Consider the following 24,125-nt stretch of genomic DNA (forward strand, 5'->3'; position numbering starts at 1 on the left):
TGCATTGCCTCTATGGCCAAAGTTTTACTTCTGGTTAACATATGTTGTACCCTATCCTCAACAAAACCACATATCACTAGATCTGCAAAGCTTGTGTTTTTAACAGCATTGAGTTAAAACTCAACGATAATATATTATTCACTATGAGCAAATCAAAAGAATTTTGGATTAAGAACATGGTTTGTAATCGCTGCCTTAAAGTAATTAGGCAAGAATTGCAGGAAATTGGGGTAACTGTTCTTTCCTTGGAACTTGGAAGATTGCTTATAGAAGCACCCACAAAAACCAAAAATGACATTATCAACGCCGTAACAACCGTACTCCACGCCAATGATTTTGAAATCGTTCAGAACGAGGAAGAAATGCTCGTAGAAAGGATCAAGATTATTCTAATTGAACAATTACAAGAGCTACCGCCATATATTAAGGTGAAAATATCGGAATTATTGGCATCAAATTTTCAATGCGATTATAAAACATTGAGCAAATTATTTTCTGTCAATGAACAAACGACCATTGAAAAGTACTTTATCAAATTGAAGATAGAGAAAGTTAAAGAGCTCATTCAGCTTAAACAACATTCCTTTTCAGAAATAGGATACTTATTGGACTACAGCAGTATCAACCATTTGTCCAGACAGTTTAAAGAAGTAATTGGAGTGAGTATGACGGATTATAAAAACACGGAAAATTGGAAACGAAACTATTACGATGAAATTATATAGATAACCACGAAAATCATGCATCAAGAAAACAAATTCATTAAATAAATTTATAACCTAAAATTAAATAAAATGAAAACAAAAAAAATCTTAATCAGTATCACATTTGCAGGGTTGCTTTTTTCACTGCTTGTCAGTTTTGTGAAAGCTCCAAAAAATGATTACCTAGCTGTACAACAAAAAAAATGGGTGGCACCCGCTAGTGCCGACAAGATAGTCAATCCCTTAAAAGGAGATGCCAATGCCGCTGCTTCTGGTAAAAAACTTTATAAGGCCATGTGTTTAGTGTGTCACGGGCCAAAAGGGAAAGGAGATGGTATGGCAGGCGCTGGGCTAACACCTAAACCCACAGATTTGACCAGCGAAGAAGTACAATCTCAAACTGATGGAGCTATTTTCTGGAAAATTGCTGAAGGTAGGGCACCTATGGCTTCGTACAAAACTTCAATTCCAGAGAAAAAACGTTGGGAAATTATTAATTATATAAGAACACTTAAATAATGAAAAAAATTATAACCTTAATTGCTATAATTATTTTTGGCAGTACCGTTTATAGCCAAACGTACAACAACTTTGAGACTGATAGCATAACTGCACCTGAACCTTTTAAGCCAAGTAAAACCCAGTTTATGATCAGGGGTTATGGCCATACGGGCCTAAATACAGTAAGCAATGATGAAGGAACCGAATCATCTTATGTTGGTTCTGCTTTTGCACCTATTTTCCTGTTCAAGCATTCTGACAGGCTTATATTCGAGGCAGAGCTAGAGTTTGTATTAGAAGGCAATGAACTAGAAGTTGGCCTGGAATATGCTAATGTCATGTACGTTCTTAATAAAAACATGAACGTAAGAGCAGGAAGATTTTTGCTTCCTTTCGGTACCTTTATGGAACGGTTACACCCCTCTTGGATCAATAGGTTTTCAACAACACCTTTAGGTTATGGTCATGATGGCATTGCGCCATCATCAGGCATTGGTGTAGAATTAAGAGGTGCTTTTGATCTTGGAGGCCCAAAATTGAATTATTCTGTGTATTCAACCAATGGCCCACGGTTAAAAGATGGTAGTGAAGAACCGGAAGAAGCAGGTATGCTATTGTTTCAAAATTATGAAGACAATAATAACAGCAAAGCTTTTGGTGGCCGTATTGGGCTATTGCCCTTTGCAGATTCCTCAACAGAAATAGGCTTTTCTACCTATTCCACAAATAAAGCTGGATCAAGAGATTCAAATTACAGAAATGTAGGTGCTTTTCTTTATGCCTTAGATTTTTCATTTGTAAAACAAATACCTGCCATTGCTGGGTTTGTTGATGTTAAAGGCCAGTACAATAATTCTGATATTGATGATGCTACTTATATTGAGATAGAGGATGATGTAGAAGAAGAATATACTTTTGATAACAAGAGTAACTCTTTTTATGCGCAATTGAGCTATCGCCCAACAATGGCCAGCAGTGATTTTCTGAAAAAGTTAGAACTCGTTGGGAGATATTCAAATTTTAATGCGCCTGAAGGTGCCGAATGGGAAGAACAATCAGATCAATATGCCTTCGGTCTAAATTATTGGCTAACATGGAGGTCGGTCATAAAAGTCGCGTACCAAACAACTGAGAGCGCCGGTGGCCATGACGGAGGTGGTACAACTGATGGCTTCTTTATACACTGGGCTATCGGGTTCTAACAAATACTTAAATATAGATATTATGAAAACAATATATAAAATAGTTTTAGTAAGCTTAATGTTATTTGTAACAGCTGGAATAATAGTGAGCTGTTCTTCTACAAAGGATAATTATACAGATGTTACCGATGTTGAAGAGGAATTCAAAATCGAAAAATCTGGTGCCCAAATGTGGGGAGAAGCCTGCAATCGATGTCATTTGGCGCCTTCACCTGCAGATTACAATGATACAGATTGGAGTACCATAAGCTTGCATATGAGGGTTAGGGCAAATCTTACCGAAAAGGAAATTACATCAATTGAAACCTTTTTAAAATCTGCCAATTAATAAATTTAAAGCATTCCCATTAAACCCCAATATTTTTTTAGACCTGAATTCTCCAAGGCTTGTGCGCATGAATCCTCACTTAGTGCACAAGCCGGTTCAGGCTATTAAGGGATAAGAAATAAAAATTAACAAAAAAAACCATGAAAATTCACTGGATATGGATGGTGCTGGGGTGTGCAATACCCTTATTGCTTATTTTCTTGGCCCCCAGCTTGGGAATTACAAGATATAATACACTTTTTGCTTTTATCCTTTTAATGTTTGCTATCCACTTATTGATGCCAATGCATCATGCAAGGCATGGCCATGGAAAGCGTGCAGGAGAAAATAATGGAGGTTATCTTAACAAAGAAAAAAAAGAAAACCAACATCATTGAACTTAGTAATAGGAACAAAAATTCCAAATAAACGGAAGCAGTTATGGTGAATGTATTGTACTGGTAAACAATACCTTACAAGAACACCCCTAGGATAAAAATACAGAGATTTTCTAGTCACCCAAAGGTGCTGCACCCATCACGATGAAGAAAACCCTTTTAAAAGATGAGTTGCAAAAACAACTTAACAACCTTAAAGGGTTTACAATTACTGAAATAAATTAATAATAATTAAAAATTAAAAATTATGCATAGCATTGATGAAAGCTTTTGGGGCATGCACTTGATATGGTGGGTTCTCTGGATTTTCTTTTTAATCTGGATTTTTCTTATACCGTTTGGTAACCCTAGAAAGAAAAGACAAGAAAGTCCACTGGAAATTTTGAAAAAGCGTTTTGCGAAAGGAGAAATATCCAAAGAAGAATTTGAAGAAAAAAAGAAAATATTAGGTATTACCGATAGCAAATAAACTTAAAAAGCCAGAATAAAAATGAAAGAAATAAAGGCATTTATAAGACCAAAAAGGCTCACGGATATTGTTAATAACTTAAGGAGGAAGGCTTTTTAGATTTGACAGTTTTTGAAGGGGAAGGAACAGGGCGCTATTTAGATAACAGAAAAGAATGGTCTTCACTTAAACTTCCTTTTTCACACTCAAAAATAGCCAAGATAGAGATAATTGTTCCGGATGAAAGAGTGCAGATCATTCATGAAAACGGCAAAACGGGGTGTCCAGGAGATGGAATTATATGCATTAGTGAAATATTGGAGGTTGTTAAAGTGAAAACGTTGAAACCTGAGGAAATTATTTAAAAATTAATGTCATGTACAAATTAAATATAACAAAGCTCGGGCTGGCCACCGGTTTAACAGGTGCCTTGATTTATCTAGGTTGTATGATTGTAATGGCAACTACGGGACAAGAAGGTTCAATCACCTTTTTTAACAGTCTCTTGCACGGGTTGGATACTACCAATATTATCCGGATGGATGTTTCCCTATTGGAAGCATTCTTTGGTATAGTACAGACATTCATTTTAGGATGGCTTATTGGTGCTTGTATTGCAGCTTTTTATAATGTACAGGCAAAAAAAATCCATAAATGAATTAATGGATTCAAAAAATTAATAAAAATTTAATGTATATCCGTTTTCTGTCCTAAAAGTTCTTTCGTCACCCTGAATTTATTTCAGGGTCTCAATATTGCATTGATTTACATTGAAATGAGATTCTGAAACAAGTTCAGAATGACGTCATTTTTCAGTTTAGGATACTTTACGGACAAGCAAAAAAAAAATTAAACTATTTGCTAAATAATAAATACAATGAAACAAATTAAATTAATAGCCACTATAGTTGTTTTAACGGTTTTGGCTGCTTGTGAAAAATCAGAAGACCCTTCTGAAAATGTAATTGAAGGAACTTATTTAGGCACACTTACCCACTCTGATGGTCTAAAAAGAAACGGGGCGAGCCAAGAGGAAGATGCTGTGGCAGAAGTTACAAATATTGGAAATAACCTTCTAGAGATCCATTGCTACAGCAATGAGTTGGATACCACGTTTGTATTGAATTACTACCAACACGATGACAGTGTACTGGTATGCTTTAACGGGGAAGATTTCGAAAATATGTACGGTCACATGTTGGGTCAGGGACATGGCAGTGGGAGCATGATGAATGACAAACAAAATGGTGAAACAGAATGGACGCATCACCTAAATGATGAGCACGAGGAAGGCGATGAACATTTTGGTGGTTTTAGTATGCAGGACCAGGCTTTCGGGTATCGCTTCAAAATGATGGATGGGGACGTACCTTATTACCTGCAATTTCAGGGAAAAAGACAAGAGTTATAAGTGTATTCAATTCTTCAATAACAAAAAATATTAAAAATTGGATTGGCATTGCTTTTAAAAATTGAATATGCAAGCCTTATAGTAATAACAACCAAATGATATGTTCCAAGATCAGTAAGAAACTGCCTGAGTGTTATTTTTTGAAAATTTAAAAGCCCTCTTGCGGAAATGTCATGCTTATTTCAGGAAAATAATAATCCTATAAAAAACTCATTATTGGAAGTACCATCAGAGATGTCTAAAATATTTATAAATGAAGGAACTGCATAGTTGTATGATCATGTTTAAATAAAGATGAGATATTTGATCCAGCCTGCAGTAAAAAAAACTGGGCGGACGCAGGAGATTCAATAATTTGGAAAATTCCTGTTTTAGTATAGGAATTAGGAAGCTTGCCCCTATATAAAATTAGTTTTCCAACCCGATGCCCGAGGAGTTTGTCCCCAGGTAATTGACAAAAAGAATGGAATGCAAAATGTTTGGTTCATATGGTCGCTTATCATTCTTGCCCTTTGGGCTGTGATCTATGTGTCCAAAAAAGGGGTTAGGAAAGAAATGCTCAAAATGAGCCTTATTACAATGCCTTTTGGTTTAACAGAACAATTGTTTGTACCAGAATATTGGTTACCGCCATCCTTATTTAATTTGGCAAAAAGAACAGGGTTTGATATCGAGAGCCTTATCTTTTCTTTTGCCATTGGCGGCATTGGCATGGTGCTTTACATCCTTATTTTTAAATTGGGCCTCACTGAAATATCCTACACCGAACGCAGCCATCAAAGGCATAGCTTGCATAAATATATTCTTTTTGTGCCCGTAATCGTATTCATCGGCCTGGCACTTTTCACATCGCTTAACCATATGTATTGTGGCATCATAACGCTGTTCATCGGTGGATTGGCAACGCTTTATTGCCGTCCAGATCTAAAAGGAAAGATTTGGGTTGGAGGAATTTTGTTCACGGCACTCTATTTCGTTTATTTTGGAAGTATTCTTCCGTTCTATCCCCAATATGTAGAACTGTACTGGAACCTGGACAACCTGACCCATATTCTTGTTTTTGGCATTCCCATTGAAGAATTATTGTTTGCGTTTACTTTTGGGATGTACTGGCCTGATCTGTACGAGCATTTATATTGGAGAAAATCGATTCAAACAGAAATAATTTAACAATGAAAGACAGTAAAGGCACAAACAATAAGCTAAGCTTAATAGGATCTATATCCCTTGGCACGGGTGTAATGATTGGTGCCGGTATATTTGTGTTGATGGGGCAAATAGCCGAGTTGGTAGGTGACCTATTTCCCATCGCATTTATTGCGGGAGCTGTTGTGGTGGGTTTCAGTTCCTATTCCTACGTAAAGTTTTCAAATGCTTTTCCTTCTTCGGGAGGTGTAGTCAAATTTTTAAATAAATCCTATGGGCCTGGAACGACAACCGGTGTTTTTTCTTTGTTGATGTATGTCTCAATGGTGGTTTCTGAAAGTTTGGTGGCAGGTACTTTCGGAGCCTATACGCTTCGGCTGTTCCCAGAGAGTTTTGCCGGTTACGCATCCATTCTTGGTATTCTTCTTTTAATGACAGCATATATCGTGAATATTTTAGGAAACAAAGTAATTGGTGCAACAGCCACTTTTACAGCTATTATTAAAGTAGCTGGTATTGCATTGCTTGCGATTGCAGGTCTTGTAGCTTCCGGGTTTGCAGATATTACAGGAAACTATATCCCTCAAAACACCGAAACCTTGCCACAGGGATTAGGCTTTGTAGCTGCCTTGGCCTTGGCAATTCTTGCTTATAAAGGATTTACAACAATAACGAATCAAGGAGGGGACATTAAAAATCCCCATAAAAATCTTGGGAAGTCCATTATTTTTTCCATTCTTATTTGTACCTTCATTTATGTTGCTCTGGCCCTAGCTGTTGCTGGAGGATTAAGCATTCCGGAAATAATCGAAGCAAAAGACTATGCCCTGGCCGCAGCTGCAAAACCTGTTTTTGGCGAATGGGGTTCTTGGATTACCATAGCAATAGCCATTATAGCAACCTTTTCGGGCGTAATAGCAAGTGTTTTTTCGGCTTCACGCTTGTTGGCAATGCTCAGCAATATGAAACAGGTGCCCTCCTTAAAAAAAATGGGCAATTTTAAAAACCCCGCTCTCATCTTTACGGTTGCCCTCGCTATTTTACTCACCGTCCTGTTCGATTTAACAAGAATTGCTTCCCTAGGAGCTATTTTTTACCTCATTATGGATATCGCTATCCATTGGGGGCTTTTCCGTCACCTTAAAAACGAGGTGAAATTTCAACCCATCATTCCGCTAATTGCCATTGTAATGGATATAGCTGTACTCACAGCCTTTCTTTATATAAAATACCTGAACGATCCATTGGTGCTTATCGTTGCGGCAATTGGGATTGTTTTAATACTTGTTGCGGAACGCCTTTTTATGATTTCGCATACAGATGATGAAGGTAATATGCCGATGGGAATGGAAACTAAAAAAAACAATAATACATAATTAATTAATAAAACAATACGTATGAAAAATATAGCAGTAATAGGATATGGGGTCATCGGCAAAAGAGTGGTTGATGCCATCCATCTACAAGACGATATGAGCCTTATTGGAGTGTGCGATATCATTAGCGATTGGCGCATACAAAATGCGGTGAGAAAAGAGTATGATATCTACGCGGCCACTCAAGAGGCAGCTGATAAAATGGAGTCCCAAGGGATTTCAGTAAAGGGAAATATGCAAGACCTATTGGACAAAGTGGACCTCGTCGTGGACTGTACCCCAAAAAAAATAGCAGCTCAAAATGTAAAAACCTATAAAGAAAAAGGCATTAAGTTCATTCTCCAAGGAGGTGAAAAACACGAAACCACAGGCCATTCCTTTAGTGCCGAAAACAATTACAAATCGGCTATAAATCTTGATGCCACTAGGGTTGTTTCCTGCAACACTACCTCTATTTTAAGGACGTTAACTGCCCTAAAAAAAGCAGATTTATTGGATCATGCCAGGGGAACACTATTGAGAAGAGCCACAGATCCTTGGGAAAGCCATCTAGGTGGTATTATGAACACCATGGTGCCCGAAAAGGACATCCCAAGCCATCAAGGACCCGATGCACAAAGCGTAGATCCCGAATTGGATGTCATCACTTCCGCAGTAAAAGTGCCCCAAACACTCAGCCATATGCACTACTGGAATGTAAAGTTGAGCAAAAAGGTTTCCAAAGAAGAAATTGTGGAAGCATTCAAAACATCCACGCGAATTAAAATGATCCGCTATGACCAGGGGCTGGTCTCCAACAACACCATAAAGGAAATGTTCCTGGATATGGGCAGGCCCTGGGGCGATATGTATGAAGTTGCCCTTTGGGAAGATATGCTGAAGGTACAGGGAGACGAACTTTTTTATGCATATGTGGTCGATAACCAGGCCATTGTTATACCTGAAACTATTGATGCCATTAGGGCACTTACCGGGATTGAAACCGATGGAGCAAAATCCATTGCCAAAACCAATGAAAGTTTAGGAATTCATTAATTCTTATTAAAAAATGAAAACAGCTATAAATATCACAGAAATTTTAGGAGAAAAAGCATCCTTCTATTTGGATCACGTTTGTGAAAAAATAACAAAGGATGAATTGCAAATACCTGGAAAAAAGAGTCTTGACAAGGTATTTGGCAATAGCAACAGAAGTCCGCAGGTAATGCGAAGCCTCTCCCAATTATACAACCACGGCAATCTGGGCGGGACAGGCTATTTGAGCATCCTGCCCGTAGACCAAGGTATCGAGCATAGCGCGGCCTTCTCGTTCTATAAAAACCCTGACTATTTTGACCCCGAGAATATCATAAGACTCGCCATTGAGGCCGGGTGCGACGGGGTGGCTTCCACATTTGGGGTTTTGGGACTAAACGCCCGTAAATATGCCCACAAAATCCCGTTCATCGTGAAAATCAATCATAATGAGCTCCTCACCTACCCCAACAAATATGACCAAACCCTTTTTGGAAAAGTGAAAACTGCCTGGGATATGGGAGCCGTTGCCGTGGGTGCCACCATCTATTTTGGTTCCGAAGAAAGCAACCGGCAGCTCAAGGAAATTTCCGAAGCTTTTGAAGAAGCCCATAATCTGGGAATGGCTACCATTTTATGGTGCTATCTGCGCAATGAAGCATTCAAAACAGAAAAACAAGATTATCACGCAGCTGCCGATGTAACAGGGCAAGCCAACCATTTGGGCGTTACCATTCAAGCAGATTTCATCAAACAAAAACTACCCACCAATAATTTCGGGTTTAAGAATATAGGATTTGGAAAATACGACGATCCAATGTATGAGGCCTTGACAACCGACCACCCCATCGACCTTTGTAGGTTACAGGTAGCCAATTGTTATATGGGCAAAATAGGACTGATAAATTCCGGTGGTGGTTCAAAAGGAAAATCCGATATGGTGGAAGCCATCACTACGGCAGTCATTAACAAAAGGGCCGGGGGTTCTGGGCTGATAATGGGTAGAAAAGCATTCCAAAAACCATTAAGTGAAGGGGTTAAATTAATCAATACCGTGCAGAGCGTTTATCTGGACACTAAAATCACAGTAGCCTAAATATAATAAAATCTATAATACGAAAATAATGTCCACGGGCAATTCTAATTATGGAAAACACCAACCTGCAAAACAGCCATGGAGGATATAGATATGGACAATGATCCGGTACATGGAATAGGTAAAACCACAAAGATTGGCAATTGTCCGAAAACGCAAATTCTTAAACCTATTAACACAAAAAATGATGAAAACAGTAAAATCCATAGTACAAAAACTCCTCCTTTTGAGCATAGTTGCAACCTTCGTTATGGTAATTTCTTCCTGCTCCACCCACCAAAGGTATCCCGCTCCCGCCCAAAACATATACAATGATCCTGTATGTGGGGAATTTGTAAAATCCGGTTCTGCCCTAACCTATCAATATCAAGGTTCTGTTTACTATTTCGATTCTGAGGAATGTCTTGCAGTATTCACTAAAAACCCGGAAAAATTCACCAAAACCAGTTATAAACGTGGCAATAACCATATGGGTTTCTCAAAGTGGGGATGGTGGGTCCCGGTAATGATTGCTACAATGGCTGTAGTAATGATCATAGGCGTTAACCATTGAAAAAGGGCTGGTATTTTTGAAGACACCTTCTAAGAGCCTTTTAAAAGATGATAAGGACAAATAAAAGAAAGCAACTCCAATAAGAGATGAGTAGATAGGTATCTCCCGACAGGAACCTATCGTGTGGACACATCTTTATGAATGGTCCACCCTTCCATGGCAGCCTTAAAATATTTCAATCCTATCCATAGGGTCGTTATGCCCGGATGCCTTTTGCTTTCATAGCCTTTCCATCCGCCAAGTCTTGCTATCGCCCAAACATATCTCTTTAGCCCTTTTTCCTTATACGGGTTTTTTTGTTTCTCTGTCCTACCTTCCAGTCTTATTATCTGGTGCTCTAAAAACGTTTGTTCTTCTTCCGTGAAACAGCTATCGGCGCTCATCTCTCCTTCTGGTACCGCATACGCCAGCCGCATCAAGAACAGTTTGATGATGACCTCCATTATCAACAAGCTCAGTTTTCTTACCGATGACCCATACTCCAGCTCTGACGCCTCGATATTGTAGCCCTCTTTTTTTAATATCTTGAACACCTCTTCTATGGTCCACCTCCACTTATACCATTCCACGCACATTTCTGCCATTTCCAGAGTCTCTATGGGCAGGCTTGTCAACAACCTCCAGCACACCCTGTCCGGCCCGGTACGGTTCGCCTCTTTGGCCTCTACCAGGTATAGTTTTATGCTGGGTGCCACTGCTTTGCTTGCCGCCCTGGTCCTTTTAAGTTCCACCTCTTTATATCTGATTTCAATTTTTGCAATCCTTTTTTTTCTTCTGGTCTTTGCACAGGCATCCACCTGTACCTCATAGGATCCTTGATAGGGTTGGTCCGCCAGGCAGCTAAACAATTTTGACCCATCCGCCAAGGTCCTATCCGTACGGGCCCTTATCAATAGATCTGTTTGTGCATCTGGTATGGTTGCAAACTGTTCGTAGATATCGCCTTCCCTATCTTGTACGATCACCATTCCCGCTACCACGCCCCTTAGCGAGGCCTGTGTGTTTTTGGAAACTTCTATCCACTTATAGGACTCTTTTTCTTCTATGGGCAGCTTGCCGTACTGTCTTTCATGCTTTGATGCGAACTCCAAGGGCCTGTTCCAGATCTTTATATCAGAATAGCCGTAGGGGGTGCCGCTCACGGCATCCAAGACCAAACTTGGGTGGATGAAGAACCCCAGTCCCTGGGAATTCTTCGCATTGGTCGTGCCCACAAAGCCATCTTTATTGATCCTATTACCATGGCTGCTTAGGTTGACCTCCGTGGTATCTTGGATACAGACAACAAATTTGCCCGCACAAGCCATCTGGCAATTATGTACCAAGTTCTCTACTATATCTCCTTCACTGACCCTATCGTTCTGCAAAAAACGGTAAACGGCCTTTGCGTCTGATTCGTTCCTGCTGAGCTGACGGATCGAATGGACGCTCTTGCTGAACAGGTCCGATAAAATCTTGTTGCCCCGATAAACCAACCGTTTATCCCCTAAGCCTGTGAACCCCCTTCTCATTTTTTGAGTAAAATTAATGCTAATCCCTTAAAATATTAAATAATTGTGTCCACACGATAGGACAGGAACAGTTAAACCAAAAATACTATCACTATTGGAATCTTTTTACGGGCATAAGATTGATTTAAAAAACATAAAATTCAATAAATTATGAAAAACATACTCGTACCAACCAATTTCTCCAAAAACTGTACAAAAGCTGCACATCTTGCCATTAAAATGGCAAAATTATACAATGCTGAAATACACTTTTTACATTTAATAACTACTCCTGTGGATTGGGTAAAATTGGACAAATTAAAAGAAAAAAGATATCCCGAAACCTTGAAACAAATAGGAAGTGCTAAAGCTGACTTGAGAGAACTGGAAAAAAAAGCGGAACGCCAAGGACTGGTAAGTAGGACCTTTTTGGAATTTAATGCTGGACATGCCGATATTTTAAAACATTCAGGTCATTTTCACCATGATTTTATAGTTACCGGCAGTAGTGGCACCAAGGGTGGAGTACGTGAATTATTTGGCAGTAATGTGGAAAAAATAATAAGAAAATCGGATGATCCTGTAATTGTTGTTAAAGAAGAGGAGGTCACCTTTCCATTCAAGGATATTGTTTTTGTTTCAGATTTTTCAGAAGATGTAAGCAAAGCTTTTGAACACGTCATCTCGATTGCCGAAAAATGTGGTGCACATATCCATTTATTGAGGATCAATACCGAGACTGATTTTAACAGTATAGAACTAGGCTTAAACCCCATCAAAGAGTTCTTGAAAAAGTTCCCTCAATTAAATACTCATTCGATGAACGTATACAACGAACCCTCCGTGGAAACAGGTATAAACAACTTCTTAGCTTACAAGAATGCCGATTTGATTGCGATGTGCACCCGTGGAAGCACAGGTTTTTTGAGCTTGTTCTCCAAAAGTATCGCTGAGGGGGTCGCAAACCACTCCGCACTACCGGTAATGACCATAAATATCAAAAAATGAAAAGCCCAATCAAAATAATTAAATATTCTGGCGACGTGGTAGCTTTTGATGTGGATAAGCTTATCAATTCCTTAAGACGTTCCCAAGCAAGTGAAGAGTTGATTCCGCAAATTGTTGAGCAAATTGAACACCAATTATATGAAGGAATTACAACCAAAAAGATTTATCAAATGGCATTTAAAATGCTAAAAGGCAAATCACGGGTAAGTGCTTCAAAGTACAAGCTCAAAAAAGCCCTGATGGAATTGGGGCCTTCAGGGTTTCCTTTTGAAAAGTTGACCGGCAAGCTACTAGAACACGAAGGCTTTAAAACAAAGGTAGGGGTGATTGTCCAAGGCAATTGCGTGCAGCACGAAGTGGATGTGATAGCGCAAAAAGATAATAAACATTATATGATTGAATGCAAATACCACAGTGACCAAGGCAGGTTTTGCAATGTGAAAATCCCTTTATATATCTATTCGAGATTTTTGGATGTGGAAAAACAATGGGGGCTCCAAAAGGGTCACGAGGCTAAACTTCATAAAGGAGTTGTTTACACCAATACACGATTTACAAGTGATGCAGTGCAATATGGAAAATGTGTGGGATTGTTATTGACAAGTTGGGACTACCCAATGGGAGACGGCCTAAAAGATAGAATAGATAAGTCTGGTTTACATCCACTTACTGCTTTAACAACACTAACAAAATCAGAAAAAACAAAGTTATTGGATATAGGCATCGTGCTTTGCAAAGAACTTCATGAAAACCCTGCATTATTGGAGCAGATAGGAATTGATAAAAAAAGACACAAAAACATTCTCGAAGATTCACGGGAGTTATGTACAACAAATTAAAACCACGACAAAGAATAATAAACATTCATTAATCTTAAAAACAATATAGATGAAAACAGAAGGATTACATAAACAGAACAACATAGATTTGGAACCATTTTACCAAGCATTGGAAGATGACCCAAAACTTCTTGAAGAAGCATTGGAAATATTATTGGATATGGTAAACTCCGAACAAAAGTCTATAAAGAAACTAGCCCCGCCTATAAAATCAGATTCTCGCAATCTATACCATGAGATAGTAAATCCATACAAATTGACCCAAGGTAAAGTCAACACGTCTTCCTGTTGTGCCGGACACTAAGCAAATACAATAAAAATGAAAAACAATAAAATAAACATTCACTTTTTGGGAGCGGCAGGTACAGTAACCGGCTCAAAATATTTAGTGGACACAGGAGATAAAAAAATATTGATAGACTGCGGACTTTTTCAAGGGTTAAAGGAATTACGCCTTAGAAACTGGGAATATCCACCCGTGGAAGTTTCAGAAATTGATCTGGTATTGCTTACTCATGGCCATTTAGACCACACAGGTTACCTGCCAAGATTGGTAAAACAAGGTTTTAGAGGTTCGGTATATGGTACCAATCCCACCTTGGATATCGCCAAAATTATCTTGAACGATAGTGCAAAAATACAGGAACAGGAAGCCGAACGTGCCAACAAAGAGGGCTATTCCAAACACAACCCGGCAGAACCGCTTTACGATTTAAAGGATGTAGAAAAAACCCTGCCCCTTTTTAAAGGGATTCCACAATCCCAATGGATTCCACTGTTTGATGGGATCAGGGCGCGATTCCAGTACAACGGGCATATTTTGGGTGCAACTTACATCGAGTTGGATGTAAACGGAAAACGTTTTGTCTTTTCAGGAGATATTGGAAGAACCAATGATTTATTGCTCTATCCACCACTAAAACCCAAAAAAACCGATGTGCTTTTTATAGAATCTACTTATGGAGGAAGGTTTCATCCAGATGAAGTGGAAGCCATTCCACAGATTGAAAAATTGGTCAACGACACCATTAATAGAGGGGGCAGTCTATTTGTACCAAGTTTTTCCGTAGAACGTGCCCAACTGATGATGCTGATTTTTTGGAAATTATTGAAAGAAAAGAAAATCCCCAAAGTTCAAATGATAATGGATAGCCCAATGGGAGCCAATGTATTGGAATTGTTTCATCGTACAAGGGATTGGCACAGATTGGAAGCCAATGAATGCGATGAAATGTGTTCGCATTTCACAGTCGTAAGCAGTTATCGGGAAACTATGGAACTGAGAACCAATAATAAACCAAAAATAGTAATTGCAGGAAGCGGAATGCTCACAGGTGGAAGAATGCTCAACTATCTCGAAACCCAAGCGCAAAATCCAAATAACACCTTGCTTTTTGTAGGCTATCAAGCCGAAGGCACCCGTGGTAGAAAATTATTGGAAGGTGAGAAAGAACTAAAAGTCTATGGAAAATGGGTGCCGTTTCATATGGAAGTTGCTGAAATCGAAGGGCTTTCGGCACACGCAGACCACACTGAACTAATTGATTGGATGAGCAAGCTCAAGCATAAGCCAGAGCGGATTTTCATTGTTCACGGTGAAAAAGAAAGTGCAGAAGCATTACAAAAAGGGATAAAAGACACCTATGGTTGGAATGCTATAATCCCACAATTGTATAGCATTGAAGAAATAGAATAGGCCTTTGAAAATTGAACATTATGGAACAACCCTCAAGCATATTAAAATACAAGTACCTCGGCATTTACACCCAGAACGAAAACGTAGTATATATGCATGAAGATTGCCACGTCTGTATTTCAGAAGGGTTTGAGGCGCTTACCCGAATAAGGATATCCAATGCAACCACATCAATCGTAGCAAGTCTTAATGTTTTAAATTCAGAAATTCTGTTACCAAATGAAATCGGACTATCTGATGCTGCTGCTAAAAAACTGAATGTTTCCGAAAATGAAACCTTATATGTTTCACACTTGGAACCTATTGAATCCTTAAGTCACGTTCGGGCCAAAATCTATAATCAAAAATTGGATTTTTCAGCATTTAATGAAATCATAACCGATATCGCTGAAGGCGATTATTCCAACATCCACCTTTCGGCATTTATTACTGCCTGTGCAGGTGACCGAATGGATATCGAGGAAATTTCCGATCTCACCAAGGCAATGATAGCCTCTGGCGCACAGCTGAATTGGAACCAAGAAATCGTAGTCGATAAACATTGCATTGGTGGATTACCGGGCAACAGGACAACCCCATTGGTTGTTGCTATTGTTGCCGCTTGTGGACTTACCATGCCCAAAACATCGTCGCGAGCCATTACCTCACCTGCTGGAACGGCAGATACTATGGAAGTATTGACCAATGTAAGCCTCTCTTCCGAAGAAATAAAGAACGTAGTAGAAAAAGAAGGGGGTTGCATCGTGTGGGGCGGTACGGCCCAATTAAGCCCTGCGGACGATGTGCTCATAAAAATTGAAAAGGCTTTGGATATTGACAGCGAAGGGCAACTTATTGCTTCGGTACTTTCAAAAAAAGCTGCCGCAGGATCCACACACGTCGTTATTGATATTCCTGTGGGAGAAACCGCTAAAGTGCGCAGCCAGGAAATGGCACAAAAATTAAAAAACCATATGGAAACCGTGGGTAGCGCTGTTGGGCTGAATGTGAAAGTTATGATTACAGATGGAACACAACCTGTCGGAAGAGGTATCGGTCCCACTTTAGAAGCCATAGATATATTAAAAGTTTTGAAAAATGAAGCAGATGCACCTAAAGACCTAACAGAAAGAGCATTGCTTTTAGCCGCTGAACTATTGGAACTTTCTGGTAAAATAGAAAAAGGGAAGGGATTAGAAATCGCACATCAAATTCTCAAATCTGGAAAAGCGCATGAAAAATTTATTGCCATTTGCAAAGCACAAGGCCGCTTTTCAAAACCTGTTTTAGCACCCTATAAAACCGAAATCAAAGCCGAAGCCTCTGGGATTTTAGAGCGAATAGATAACAGAAAGATTGCAAAACTTGCCAAGCTTTCGGGAGCGCCTCAATCTAAATCGGCAGGGATTCTTTTAAATGCCCATTTGGGAGAACAAATTGAAGAGGGCCAATTGTTGTACACCATTTATGCAGAATCCAAAGGCGAGCTTAACTATGCTTTGGCCTATAAAAACAACCACGACAACATTATAACTATTATTTAAAAACAGATATGAAAACGATATTGTTCAGCCTTCCCGGAAACGAAGAACTCACAGCACTGATGGCCAAGAAAATGAACGCAGAAATAGGGAAATCCACCTTACGCAAATTCCCAGATGGGGAATCCTATACATGCATTTTATCTGACGTCAAAGACAAATGTGTTGTACTGGTATGCACCTTGCACAAACCAGACGAAAAACTGTTGCCACTTTACTTTTTAAGCCATACGGCCAAATCATTGGGCGCAATGTGCACCTGTTTGGTAGCACCCTATCTCGCCTATATGCGACAGGACAAAGCCTTTCATGAAGGTGAAGGTGTTACTTCTCGTTTCTTCGGAAAATTGATTTCAGGTTTTGCCGATAGCATTACTACGGTTGACCCACACCTACATAGAATTAGTTCTTTGGGAGAAGTTTACCATATTCCAAATAAAGTGATTCACGCTGCCAATGCTATTTCAGAATGGATAAAGGAAAACATAGAAAACCCGGTACTTATCGGTCCCGATTCGGAAAGTGAACAATGGGTTTCCGAAGTTGCCAAAAAAGCAGGAGCACCTTTTACGGTATTGCAAAAAGTGCGTCACGGCGACCGTAATGTAGAGGTTTCGGTGCCTGATGTGGAAAAATACAAAAATGCCACACCTATATTGGTAGATGATATTATTTCCACGGCGCATACCATGATTGAAACGGTGAAACATTTAAAAAAAGCCGGAATGAAACCACCTGTATGTGTTGGCATTCATGCGGTTTTTTCAGGTAATGCTTATCGGGATTTATTGGATTCTGGAATAGAAAAAATAGTAACTTGCAATACCATTCCACATCCTTCAAATGCTATTGATTTAAGCGATATTATGGCAAAAGAAGTAAAGAAATTAATGCAGCATATATGAAAAAACAAGGCTTTGTACTACTATTTATTTTATTCAGCATTACAATAAATGCCCAGACCGAAATGCTCATTGGGCAGATTTCAGGAAGGCTTATAGAACGTGAAAATTTTGATGAAGAAGGTGGTTTTTTAAACAAACAAACTTTTAAAGCTGGAAACACCATTAATAAAAATGGATATTATGAGATTAAGGTTGTGACGGAATTGTTTGACAAAAACAAAAATCCTACCAACAAATACACCACGACCTATCGCTGTAAGCCTGAGGAAGCTAGTATAATTCTAATGGCGTTTCCGTTTTCCAATCCTCAATCAAAAGAAACCGAAATCAATACCACTTCAAAAAATTTCAAGGAATTATATGATTTTGATAACTTGGAGAATATTGAACTTGAAATGAGTTTTGATTCGGGATTGCTGAATTTTTTTGGTTCTAAAAGCTTGATAAAGATTTATAACAGAAGTTTGGAAGTTGGCAAAGGCTTTAAAATTATAAGGTCAAAAATCAAAATCAAAGCCTATGCATTGGGCCTGCGTATTAAGCAACTCGACTATGCCGTCAACGAAAAACTACATGATAATGGTTTGCTGTCCTTCCAGAAGTTTACAGAAGAAGATGGAAGTTATTTTACAATAACCTATAAATAAAGAAAAATGAAAAATTACGATACCCTCTCCGAAGCTATCAATGATTTACAGATAAACGACTACACGTACAATTTCAACTTAAAGCCGGAATGCTTGGAATGTGCTTCACTAAAAATAGAAATCCACCCCGAAGATTTTAAAGTAGATAAAACCTATCGTTTTGAAGGAATGAGCAGCACCGATGATAATAGTGTTTTATATGCTATATCTTCGAAAGATGGAATAAAGGGCCTTTTGGTAGATGCCTACGGCGTCTATGCTGAAAATATTTCAGAAGCAATGCGAAAAAAATTACGGTAACCAGCAATCTTAAACCTAAAAAATTATGGAAAATCCCCAACATCATCACCACGGGAATAACAACAAAGGGAAGGAACCTGCAAAGGCAGCAGCCAAGAAAAAAGAAGTTGATATAAAAGACCACCTTGCTAAAGGCCAAGCACGGTCATGAAGCAGCTATGGATCATTCAAAAATGGATCATGGTGGCAGCGATCATTCAGGGCATAATCCAGGCCACGGTGCAATGGGTCACGGTCACCATAAAAAATTTCTTGAAACCGACTATCCTCGAGGCAAGCCATAGAGGTATTTCTCCGGTTTCATTTTGGCCTCAGGGCCAAAAATCGAAATTTTGTATTTTACCTTACCCAGAACTGTCAAAAAGGGCAGTTCTGACCTTTCCCAAGGAGAGGTGAAACGAAAACCTCGAGGCAGAGCCATCGGGGAATTTTTTAGATTCAATATAGTCTTGGCTTTTTCTAAAAGTGGTATTTTTATGGAGGTTTGGCTCTTTTTGCGGAGACAGTGCATCCAGTCCCGTCCATCAATACCTTTTGCCAAATGGTTTTTTTGAAAGTTTCTTTACATCTACATAAGATAAACCGGTATAGCAAGCAAATAGAAAGATGTCCTTGGTCTTTTCCAATGTGGTACTGGTAAATATAGTTTCTTCCAGTTTTTGAAGCTCCAACCTGCTTAAAAAAGCCCGGTCAAACTTTTTGAATTTCATCTTATAGTCCCGGAATGGATCCTTGAGCATCCATTCTAATTTTATCGCAAGGTTCAGTAATTTTTTAAAGCGCTCCATATGTTTCATGATCCCATCATTGGTCAGTTGTAGCTTTCCAAAACAGGATACTGATGTGATTTTTGTTTCCATTGCTTTCTCTTTTAAAAGTTAAAAAATGAGATAAACGAAAATCAAATCACTTTGAAAAGTCCAGTAGGATACTTGAAGTTAAGAAAAAAAAGGTAACCGAACAGGTGACCGATTAGGTCACTTTAAGGATGGTTTTAAATAAAAACAAATGATCCTCAATTCTATTAAAGTATTGAAAATCATTTTTTTTAGGTATTATTTAATGTCATTTAAAACATTAAAAGTCGGGGTGGCAGGATAATTTATTCAAGAACAAACGCCCTATCCACAGTACTTTCACTGAAAATCAATTTGATGTTTCACCGAATGATTCACCAAACTTCACAAAACAAAGAGCTTACATATTATTTGATCGTCTTTGTGCTGTAAAGATATGATTTTCTTTAAAATAGACTTTCCTAAAAACTAATTTTCCGTTTCATTACTACTTTTTTTAGTTGATGCAAAAGGACAAGATTTAGAAGTTAGCCGGACTGCATAAGCCGGGCTTCATACTTTGCCCTTTTATAAGTCCTTTCCTAATTCTAAATCTTGAATGGAATAGCATCAAAAAAAGGTAGTAGCGAAGGCTCTGAAAGAAGTAAATTAATTTAATAGTTTAGGAATATTTATTATCAGAAAATTTTAAGGCAAATCAAAAAAAAGGAAAGTGCTCAGGATAAAAAAAGTAAATATGAATTTTACACAATTCCCTTTTAAAGTTTTTTTAAAAATTAAAATTGATTGAGACTTAAAATTCTATCGGTAAATGCCACATGGGAGAATTTCATTTGGAGAAGCAAAGCAAGATGTGTCATTGTCATGACAATCTTGCTTTGCGCCCGGCGGTTGCAAAGAAATATCTTCAAAATATAGTACAGTGTCCAATCATACTTCTTTTAGATTTAAAGTTTGATAAATTATATACCTCCATCCATTTTTCTTGGCGAAGCTCTACAAAGAGTTAGACGTAAGAAAATATTTATAAAAATATTCATTCCTATTAATATTTTTTATAAATTTAACTTATTGAGATTCAATACCCTACTTCACATCTCAAATAATATTAGAAATAATTTCAGGAGATTTTTTTAAGAATACTAATAATAGAATTAGGATAATTTCTCTTTGCGTTTCGGAGTTTGATACTAAGCTAATTATGAGATTATTGGATATGAATTTGATGATATTATAGTTACGGGAGAAGTTAAATTTTCAGGCAATCTCAAAAAAAATCGCGAATTGCCTGTGGGGTTCCCAGCAGACGAAAATTTTGAATATATTACATTAAAATCAATTGAAAGGCTGTAAAACAAATTATACTATATTGATTACGTTTTCCATACAAGCGCAAGAAAAACTGAACTTTAACCTCAATGGAGACACAATTCTCTGACTCAAGAAATCTTGATTAATTTCATGAGCCAGGGAAATATTTTTTTGATAAAATTCAGAAATTAAAAATAGATAAAGTCCTATGAATTAGTGATTTGAACAAAATTAAAGTTAATTAAAATTTAGCCAGAATTTTAACAAATGCCAATTACTAACTTTAAATAACGGTGCTAATGAAAAAAATTAAGGAATAATGAAAAATTTATTAAACAGTATGAAAGTAGCATTTACAATTATTAGCTGCTTAGTTATTACGCTATTTTTTACTGGTTGTAAAGATGACGACATACCACCACCAGATTGTGGCTGTGAGTCTGAGACACGAACAATAATTCCCGAATCAACGAATTTAATTGGTCAAATCGCCTATAAAACTCAAATTGACTCTCAAGATGATTATTACAATAACACGTTTTGGATTGGCTATACGGAACAAAACTGTTCCAATTGTATTCATCATATGATAGTTTGTAATGAAGATCTTTTAGGAAGTGAATTTGATGATATTATAGTTTCGGGAGAAGTTGTAGAAGTTAAATTTTCAGGCAATCTCAAAAGAATTTGCGAATTGCCTGTGGCGTTCCCGGCAGACGAAACTTTTGAATATATTACATTAACATCAATTGAAAGACTATGAAACAAATTATACTATTAATCACATTATTGATTACGTTCTTCATACAAGCACAAGAAAAACTGAACTTTAACCTCAATGGAGAGAACATTGAATTTACAATTTCACAAGAGCAACTTTATGTAGAGTATGAAGCTAGCCAAAAGTTAGCCATTCTACGAATTGCAAATGATGAGTTTGAAGGACTAACCAACAATTCCGCTATTTTGAAAATGACGGATTTAAAAGGTACTTATCAAGAAAGAAGACAGGGTTTGAAAGGCAAAATATCAACTGATTTTCAAAGGGTAGAACCAGTTTTGATTTACAAGGACGGTACTCGACAGATTGCTAAAGGGGAGTTGAGCGTTAAGTTAAAAGCTAATGCTTCTTTGAATGAAATATTTAAAGATTTAGATTTCACATTTCAATCCAATGAGTTTGAAAAAAACTTGTTTTTAGTAAAATTAGATTTAGAAACTTCTAAACTGTTGCTTCTTGTCAATCAACTACAAAATGACAATCGAATTGAATTTATAGAGCCTAATTTTCTTCGTCTTATTAAAACTCATACCAATGACCCATTCTTCAACAATCAATGGTCAATCAATAATCAGGGTTACCTAGGCGGAACGGTTGATGCCGATATGGATGTGGAAGAGGCTTGGGCGTATTCAACGGGCAACAATATCGTAGTAGCTGTAATTGATGAAGGTGTTGATCTTATACACCCTGATTTGACAGCTAACCTGTTGCCTGGATTTGATGCAACAGGGAATGGCTCAAACGGTGCACCCAATGAAGATAATGACGATGCACACGGAACGGCTTGTGCTGGTATAATAGCTGCCATTGCTGATAATACAACAGGAACTGTGGGTATTGCCTATAATGCAAAAATCCTTCCTGTAAGGATTGCTTTTTCAAATGGTTTTCCATTAGGAGATAACAGAAGAGCATGGGTGTCTAATGATACCTGGTTAGCTAATGGAATCAATTGGGCTTGGCAAAATGGGGCGGATATTCTAAGTAACTCGTGGAGTATGGGTTCTACATCTGCAACTGTAACAATCGCTATAAACAATGCAGTTAACAATGGGAGAGTAGACACAAACGGCAACCCTAGGGGTTCAGTAGTATTATTTTCATCAGGGAATGACCCTGGTGGCAATGGAAACCCTGTATCTTTTCCAGCTAATTTAGAAAATGTCATTTCTGTTGGTGCCAGTTCAATATGTGATACTAGAAAAGATTTATCATCTTGTGATGGAGAGTTTTGGGGGAGTAATTTTGGTTCTTCATTAGATATTGTTGCACCTGGTGTGCAAATATACACAACAGATATTTCAGGTTCAAATGGTTACAGATTTGGAGATTATATATCTAATTTTAACGGAACATCTTCAGCTTGTCCAAATGCAGCGGGTGTTGTTGCTTTGATTTTATCGGCAGATCCAAATCTTACTCAACAGCAAGCGAGGGGGATCTTAGAGCGAAATACTGATAAAGTTAATGGATATAGTTATTCTAATACTTCAGGTCAGCCAAATGGAACTTGGAATAGCGAAGTAGGCTATGGCAGGGTAAATGCTTTAAAAGCAGTTGAGGAAGTAATTTTAGGGAATATGCAGTTAATAGGCAATAATACAGTTTGTAATTCGAATACATTCTATAGTTTATCTCAAGTTCCAAATGGCGTTTCTGTAAACTGGGTTGTTTCTTCCAATTTACAAAAAATATCTTCTAACAGTAATAGCATAACCGTACAGGCAAATGGAGAAGGAGAAGGGTTTATAGAAGCTATTCTATCAACTGGGACAGTAAGAAAAGAGGTTTGGGTAGGCCAAGCAAAAATAACGAAAACAACCTTTGGTTCTTGCTATGAGCCTAATTATAGAATCAGTGCTACTTATCCTGATGCCGCATTGGAATTCAAAGTATACCACAACGGAACAACCACATACCACTCAGGATCTGCCCATTATGAATTTTCTTCGGACAGTTACAACTTACAAGATGGTGAGTCTACGACCGTGTACATAAGCATAAGGAACAATTGCGGGTGGTCTCAGTCCTATCCCGTCCTTGTTTATAAGCCCACCTTATGTGATTGTGGATACAATGATCCATCCTGTGGTGGTTCTGGAGGACCACCTTCTCCTCTAAGCAACTCGCTATCGAGCAACACAATTTTACATCCTAACCCAGCTGACCAAACGCTATATGTCAACTCAAACTCCTTGGTTGTTGAAAATAAAAAAGACACGGTGTTCCAAATAGAATTGTTTGACCTCAATGGAAGGTTGTTCTTTAGAACAACGACTAAAGAAGTCAACCATGAGATGGATGTGAGCATGCTCAAGGATGGGTTGTATATTTTACACTTATCTAACGGTAAGAAGCGAGTGATTGAAAAATTGATTATAAAACACTAGAAAAAACTATACGCAACTTAAGTAGGTTGCCCGCAAATAGCGGGCTATCAGTAAAAATAGATATTTTAGATACCAAATAAAAAACAATTAAGCCAAGAAGAACGTGTTCCTACTCCACGCCACTTGCATTAATTAAAAGATCAATAACTTAGTTATTAATTTACACTAAATATCAACAAATCAAGATTGTCATGACAATCTTGATTTGCGCCCTGAGGTTGCGAAGATTTTAAAAGACTAATTGCTTTAATTTTTATTTTTCTAAGAGCATGTTTAAAAACG

28 protein-coding genes are annotated in these 24,125 nt (G+C 38.0%); 25 read left to right on the plus strand and 3 right to left on the minus strand.

Translation table 11 applies throughout. The annotated features are described in order from the left end of the window. Nucleotides 1-143: 143 nt before the first annotated feature. The 14 genes from JM83_RS18670 to JM83_RS18740 all read left to right on the plus strand — a co-directional run bounded on the left by JM83_RS18670 (nucleotide 144) and on the right by JM83_RS18740 (nucleotide 10,156). Nucleotides 144-725, plus strand: coding sequence for a helix-turn-helix domain-containing protein (locus JM83_RS18670; RefSeq protein WP_144963587.1), 582 nt, complete (start codon nucleotides 144-146; stop codon nucleotides 723-725). Nucleotides 726-794: 69 nt separating this feature from the next. After that, nucleotides 795-1,223, plus strand: a complete 429-nt coding sequence (locus tag JM83_RS18675) for a c-type cytochrome (protein ID WP_144963588.1) — start codon at nucleotides 795-797, stop codon at nucleotides 1,221-1,223. Next, on the plus strand, nucleotides 1,223-2,407 hold the full coding sequence (locus JM83_RS18680) for a porin (protein ID WP_144963589.1): 1,185 nt from the start codon (nucleotides 1,223-1,225) through the stop codon (nucleotides 2,405-2,407). Before JM83_RS18675 ends, JM83_RS18680 begins: the two co-directional genes overlap by 1 nt. 22 nt (nucleotides 2,408-2,429) lie before the next feature. Continuing rightward, entirely contained in the window at nucleotides 2,430-2,735 is a 306-nt protein-coding gene (locus JM83_RS18685) for a cytochrome c (protein ID WP_144963590.1), read from the plus strand. A gap of 140 nt (nucleotides 2,736-2,875) precedes the next feature. Then, nucleotides 2,876-3,112: a hypothetical protein gene (locus JM83_RS18690; RefSeq protein WP_144963591.1), complete on the plus strand. Its 237-nt coding sequence runs from the start codon at nucleotides 2,876-2,878 to the stop codon at nucleotides 3,110-3,112. Nucleotides 3,113-3,359: 247 nt separating this feature from the next. Further along, complete coding sequence (locus JM83_RS18700; RefSeq protein WP_144963592.1) at nucleotides 3,360-3,581, plus strand: SHOCT domain-containing protein; 222 nt, start codon at nucleotides 3,360-3,362, stop codon at nucleotides 3,579-3,581. A 101-nt stretch (nucleotides 3,582-3,682) separates the two neighbouring features. Next, complete coding sequence (locus JM83_RS18705) at nucleotides 3,683-3,925, plus strand: P-II family nitrogen regulator (protein WP_222430244.1); 243 nt, start codon at nucleotides 3,683-3,685, stop codon at nucleotides 3,923-3,925. A gap of 11 nt (nucleotides 3,926-3,936) precedes the next feature. After that, nucleotides 3,937-4,218, plus strand: a complete 282-nt coding sequence (locus tag JM83_RS18710; RefSeq protein ID WP_144963593.1) for a DUF5676 family membrane protein — start codon at nucleotides 3,937-3,939, stop codon at nucleotides 4,216-4,218. Between the two features lie 219 nt (nucleotides 4,219-4,437). Continuing rightward, nucleotides 4,438-4,971, plus strand: a complete 534-nt coding sequence (locus JM83_RS18715; RefSeq protein ID WP_144963594.1) for a hypothetical protein — start codon at nucleotides 4,438-4,440, stop codon at nucleotides 4,969-4,971. A gap of 468 nt (nucleotides 4,972-5,439) precedes the next feature. Next, nucleotides 5,440-6,141 (plus strand): lycopene cyclase domain-containing protein, encoded by a 702-nt coding sequence (locus JM83_RS18720; protein ID WP_144963595.1) that lies wholly within the window; start codon nucleotides 5,440-5,442, stop codon nucleotides 6,139-6,141. 2 nt (nucleotides 6,142-6,143) lie between these two features. Further along, a complete protein-coding gene (locus JM83_RS18725) occupies nucleotides 6,144-7,493 on the plus strand; it encodes an APC family permease (RefSeq protein ID WP_144963596.1) in 1,350 nt (449 codons plus the stop codon). 21 nt (nucleotides 7,494-7,514) lie between these two features. Beyond that, nucleotides 7,515-8,528 carry a type II glyceraldehyde-3-phosphate dehydrogenase gene (locus JM83_RS18730; protein ID WP_144963597.1) on the plus strand — a complete coding sequence of 338 codons (1,014 nt, stop codon included), beginning with the start codon at nucleotides 7,515-7,517 and terminating at the stop codon, nucleotides 8,526-8,528. 13 nt (nucleotides 8,529-8,541) lie between these two features. Continuing rightward, a complete protein-coding gene (locus JM83_RS18735) occupies nucleotides 8,542-9,603 on the plus strand; it encodes a class I fructose-bisphosphate aldolase (protein ID WP_144963598.1) in 1,062 nt (353 codons plus the stop codon). Nucleotides 9,604-9,787: 184 nt separating this feature from the next. Beyond that, the gene (locus JM83_RS18740; protein WP_222430245.1) at nucleotides 9,788-10,156 is read left to right on the plus strand and encodes a YHS domain-containing protein; all 369 of its coding nucleotides are present in this window, start codon (nucleotides 9,788-9,790) and stop codon (nucleotides 10,154-10,156) included. 116 nt (nucleotides 10,157-10,272) lie between these two features. Here the strand turns inward: JM83_RS18740 and JM83_RS18745 are convergent, their stop codons facing one another. Continuing rightward, entirely contained in the window at nucleotides 10,273-11,667 is a 1,395-nt protein-coding gene (locus JM83_RS18745) for an IS4 family transposase (protein ID WP_144959452.1), read from the minus strand. 150 nt (nucleotides 11,668-11,817) lie between these two features. Between JM83_RS18745 and JM83_RS18750 the strand changes: the two genes are divergently transcribed. The 9 genes from JM83_RS18750 to JM83_RS19705 are packed head-to-tail and all read left to right on the plus strand — an operon-like array spanning nucleotide 11,818 to nucleotide 18,712. Next, nucleotides 11,818-12,654: a universal stress protein gene (locus JM83_RS18750; protein WP_144963599.1), complete on the plus strand. Its 837-nt coding sequence runs from the start codon at nucleotides 11,818-11,820 to the stop codon at nucleotides 12,652-12,654. Continuing rightward, nucleotides 12,651-13,493 carry a restriction endonuclease gene (locus tag JM83_RS18755; protein WP_144963600.1) on the plus strand — a complete coding sequence of 281 codons (843 nt, stop codon included), beginning with the start codon at nucleotides 12,651-12,653 and terminating at the stop codon, nucleotides 13,491-13,493. Before JM83_RS18750 ends, JM83_RS18755 begins: the two co-directional genes overlap by 4 nt. Nucleotides 13,494-13,542: 49 nt before the next feature. After that, a complete protein-coding gene (locus JM83_RS18760) occupies nucleotides 13,543-13,797 on the plus strand; it encodes a hypothetical protein (protein WP_144963601.1) in 255 nt (84 codons plus the stop codon). A gap of 15 nt (nucleotides 13,798-13,812) precedes the next feature. Continuing rightward, nucleotides 13,813-15,189 carry an MBL fold metallo-hydrolase RNA specificity domain-containing protein gene (locus JM83_RS18765; RefSeq protein WP_144963602.1) on the plus strand — a complete coding sequence of 459 codons (1,377 nt, stop codon included), beginning with the start codon at nucleotides 13,813-13,815 and terminating at the stop codon, nucleotides 15,187-15,189. 20 nt (nucleotides 15,190-15,209) lie between these two features. Continuing rightward, entirely contained in the window at nucleotides 15,210-16,712 is a 1,503-nt protein-coding gene (locus JM83_RS18770; protein WP_144963603.1) for a thymidine phosphorylase family protein, read from the plus strand. An 8-nt stretch (nucleotides 16,713-16,720) separates the two neighbouring features. Continuing rightward, nucleotides 16,721-17,614 carry a ribose-phosphate pyrophosphokinase gene (locus JM83_RS18775; RefSeq protein WP_144963604.1) on the plus strand — a complete coding sequence of 298 codons (894 nt, stop codon included), beginning with the start codon at nucleotides 16,721-16,723 and terminating at the stop codon, nucleotides 17,612-17,614. After that, nucleotides 17,611-18,261, plus strand: a complete 651-nt coding sequence (locus tag JM83_RS18780) for a hypothetical protein (RefSeq protein ID WP_144963605.1) — start codon at nucleotides 17,611-17,613, stop codon at nucleotides 18,259-18,261. The genes JM83_RS18775 and JM83_RS18780 overlap by 4 nt, the downstream gene beginning before the upstream one ends. A 6-nt stretch (nucleotides 18,262-18,267) precedes the next feature. Beyond that, entirely contained in the window at nucleotides 18,268-18,561 is a 294-nt protein-coding gene (locus JM83_RS18785) for a phosphoribosylpyrophosphate synthetase (protein WP_144963606.1), read from the plus strand. Between the two features lie 25 nt (nucleotides 18,562-18,586). Then, nucleotides 18,587-18,712 (plus strand): hypothetical protein, encoded by a 126-nt coding sequence (locus tag JM83_RS19705; RefSeq protein ID WP_261376872.1) that lies wholly within the window; start codon nucleotides 18,587-18,589, stop codon nucleotides 18,710-18,712. A 111-nt stretch (nucleotides 18,713-18,823) separates the two neighbouring features. On the opposite strand, the gene JM83_RS19250 is transcribed toward JM83_RS19705, so the two are convergent. Both JM83_RS19250 and JM83_RS18795 read right to left on the minus strand, forming a co-directional pair. Next, nucleotides 18,824-19,102 carry a hypothetical protein gene (locus tag JM83_RS19250; RefSeq protein ID WP_186435044.1) on the minus strand — a complete coding sequence of 93 codons (279 nt, stop codon included), beginning with the start codon at nucleotides 19,100-19,102 and terminating at the stop codon, nucleotides 18,824-18,826. After that, on the minus strand, nucleotides 19,086-19,421 hold the full coding sequence (locus JM83_RS18795) for a phage integrase SAM-like domain-containing protein (RefSeq protein ID WP_144963607.1): 336 nt from the start codon (nucleotides 19,419-19,421) through the stop codon (nucleotides 19,086-19,088). The genes JM83_RS19250 and JM83_RS18795 overlap by 17 nt, the downstream gene beginning before the upstream one ends. A gap of 1,567 nt (nucleotides 19,422-20,988) precedes the next feature. Here JM83_RS18795 and JM83_RS18800 point away from each other — a divergent pair. Continuing rightward, on the plus strand, nucleotides 20,989-21,432 hold the full coding sequence (locus JM83_RS18800; protein WP_144963608.1) for a hypothetical protein: 444 nt from the start codon (nucleotides 20,989-20,991) through the stop codon (nucleotides 21,430-21,432). Beyond that, nucleotides 21,429-23,843, plus strand: coding sequence for a S8 family peptidase (locus tag JM83_RS18805; protein WP_144963609.1), 2,415 nt, complete (start codon nucleotides 21,429-21,431; stop codon nucleotides 23,841-23,843). The genes JM83_RS18800 and JM83_RS18805 overlap by 4 nt, the downstream gene beginning before the upstream one ends. Nucleotides 23,844-24,125: the final 282 nt, after the last annotated feature.

The sequence above is a fragment of the Gillisia sp. Hel_I_86 genome (assembly GCF_007827275.1).
In the GTDB taxonomy this organism is placed as follows: domain Bacteria; phylum Bacteroidota; class Bacteroidia; order Flavobacteriales; family Flavobacteriaceae; genus Gillisia.

Coding starts and splice junctions, on each gene's coding strand:
- JM83_RS18775 (WP_144963604.1), top strand. CDS start 16,721: ATGAAAACGATATTGTTCAGCCTTCCCGGAAACGAAGAACTCACAGCA.
- JM83_RS18675 (WP_144963588.1), top strand. CDS start 795: ATGAAAACAAAAAAAATCTTAATCAGTATCACATTTGCAGGGTTGCTT.
- JM83_RS18770 (WP_144963603.1), top strand. CDS start 15,210: ATGGAACAACCCTCAAGCATATTAAAATACAAGTACCTCGGCATTTAC.
- JM83_RS18725 (WP_144963596.1), top strand. CDS start 6,144: ATGAAAGACAGTAAAGGCACAAACAATAAGCTAAGCTTAATAGGATCT.
- JM83_RS18805 (WP_144963609.1), top strand. CDS start 21,429: ATGAAACAAATTATACTATTAATCACATTATTGATTACGTTCTTCATA.
- JM83_RS18730 (WP_144963597.1), top strand. CDS start 7,515: ATGAAAAATATAGCAGTAATAGGATATGGGGTCATCGGCAAAAGAGTG.
- JM83_RS18765 (WP_144963602.1), top strand. CDS start 13,813: ATGAAAAACAATAAAATAAACATTCACTTTTTGGGAGCGGCAGGTACA.
- JM83_RS18735 (WP_144963598.1), top strand. CDS start 8,542: ATGAAAACAGCTATAAATATCACAGAAATTTTAGGAGAAAAAGCATCC.
- JM83_RS18670 (WP_144963587.1), top strand. CDS start 144: ATGAGCAAATCAAAAGAATTTTGGATTAAGAACATGGTTTGTAATCGC.
- JM83_RS18795 (WP_144963607.1), bottom strand. CDS start 19,421: ATGGAAACAAAAATCACATCAGTATCCTGTTTTGGAAAGCTACAACTG.
- JM83_RS18780 (WP_144963605.1), top strand. CDS start 17,611: ATGAAAAAACAAGGCTTTGTACTACTATTTATTTTATTCAGCATTACA.
- JM83_RS18710 (WP_144963593.1), top strand. CDS start 3,937: ATGTACAAATTAAATATAACAAAGCTCGGGCTGGCCACCGGTTTAACA.
- JM83_RS18720 (WP_144963595.1), top strand. CDS start 5,440: ATGCAAAATGTTTGGTTCATATGGTCGCTTATCATTCTTGCCCTTTGG.
- JM83_RS18760 (WP_144963601.1), top strand. CDS start 13,543: ATGAAAACAGAAGGATTACATAAACAGAACAACATAGATTTGGAACCA.
- JM83_RS18740 (WP_222430245.1), top strand. CDS start 9,788: ATGATGAAAACAGTAAAATCCATAGTACAAAAACTCCTCCTTTTGAGC.
- JM83_RS18680 (WP_144963589.1), top strand. CDS start 1,223: ATGAAAAAAATTATAACCTTAATTGCTATAATTATTTTTGGCAGTACC.
- JM83_RS18715 (WP_144963594.1), top strand. CDS start 4,438: ATGAAACAAATTAAATTAATAGCCACTATAGTTGTTTTAACGGTTTTG.
- JM83_RS19705 (WP_261376872.1), top strand. CDS start 18,587: ATGGAAAATCCCCAACATCATCACCACGGGAATAACAACAAAGGGAAG.
- JM83_RS18800 (WP_144963608.1), top strand. CDS start 20,989: ATGAAAAATTTATTAAACAGTATGAAAGTAGCATTTACAATTATTAGC.
- JM83_RS18750 (WP_144963599.1), top strand. CDS start 11,818: ATGAAAAACATACTCGTACCAACCAATTTCTCCAAAAACTGTACAAAA.
- JM83_RS18785 (WP_144963606.1), top strand. CDS start 18,268: ATGAAAAATTACGATACCCTCTCCGAAGCTATCAATGATTTACAGATA.
- JM83_RS18755 (WP_144963600.1), top strand. CDS start 12,651: ATGAAAAGCCCAATCAAAATAATTAAATATTCTGGCGACGTGGTAGCT.
- JM83_RS18685 (WP_144963590.1), top strand. CDS start 2,430: ATGAAAACAATATATAAAATAGTTTTAGTAAGCTTAATGTTATTTGTA.
- JM83_RS18700 (WP_144963592.1), top strand. CDS start 3,360: ATGCATAGCATTGATGAAAGCTTTTGGGGCATGCACTTGATATGGTGG.
- JM83_RS18745 (WP_144959452.1), bottom strand. CDS start 11,667: ATGAGAAGGGGGTTCACAGGCTTAGGGGATAAACGGTTGGTTTATCGG.
- JM83_RS18690 (WP_144963591.1), top strand. CDS start 2,876: ATGAAAATTCACTGGATATGGATGGTGCTGGGGTGTGCAATACCCTTA.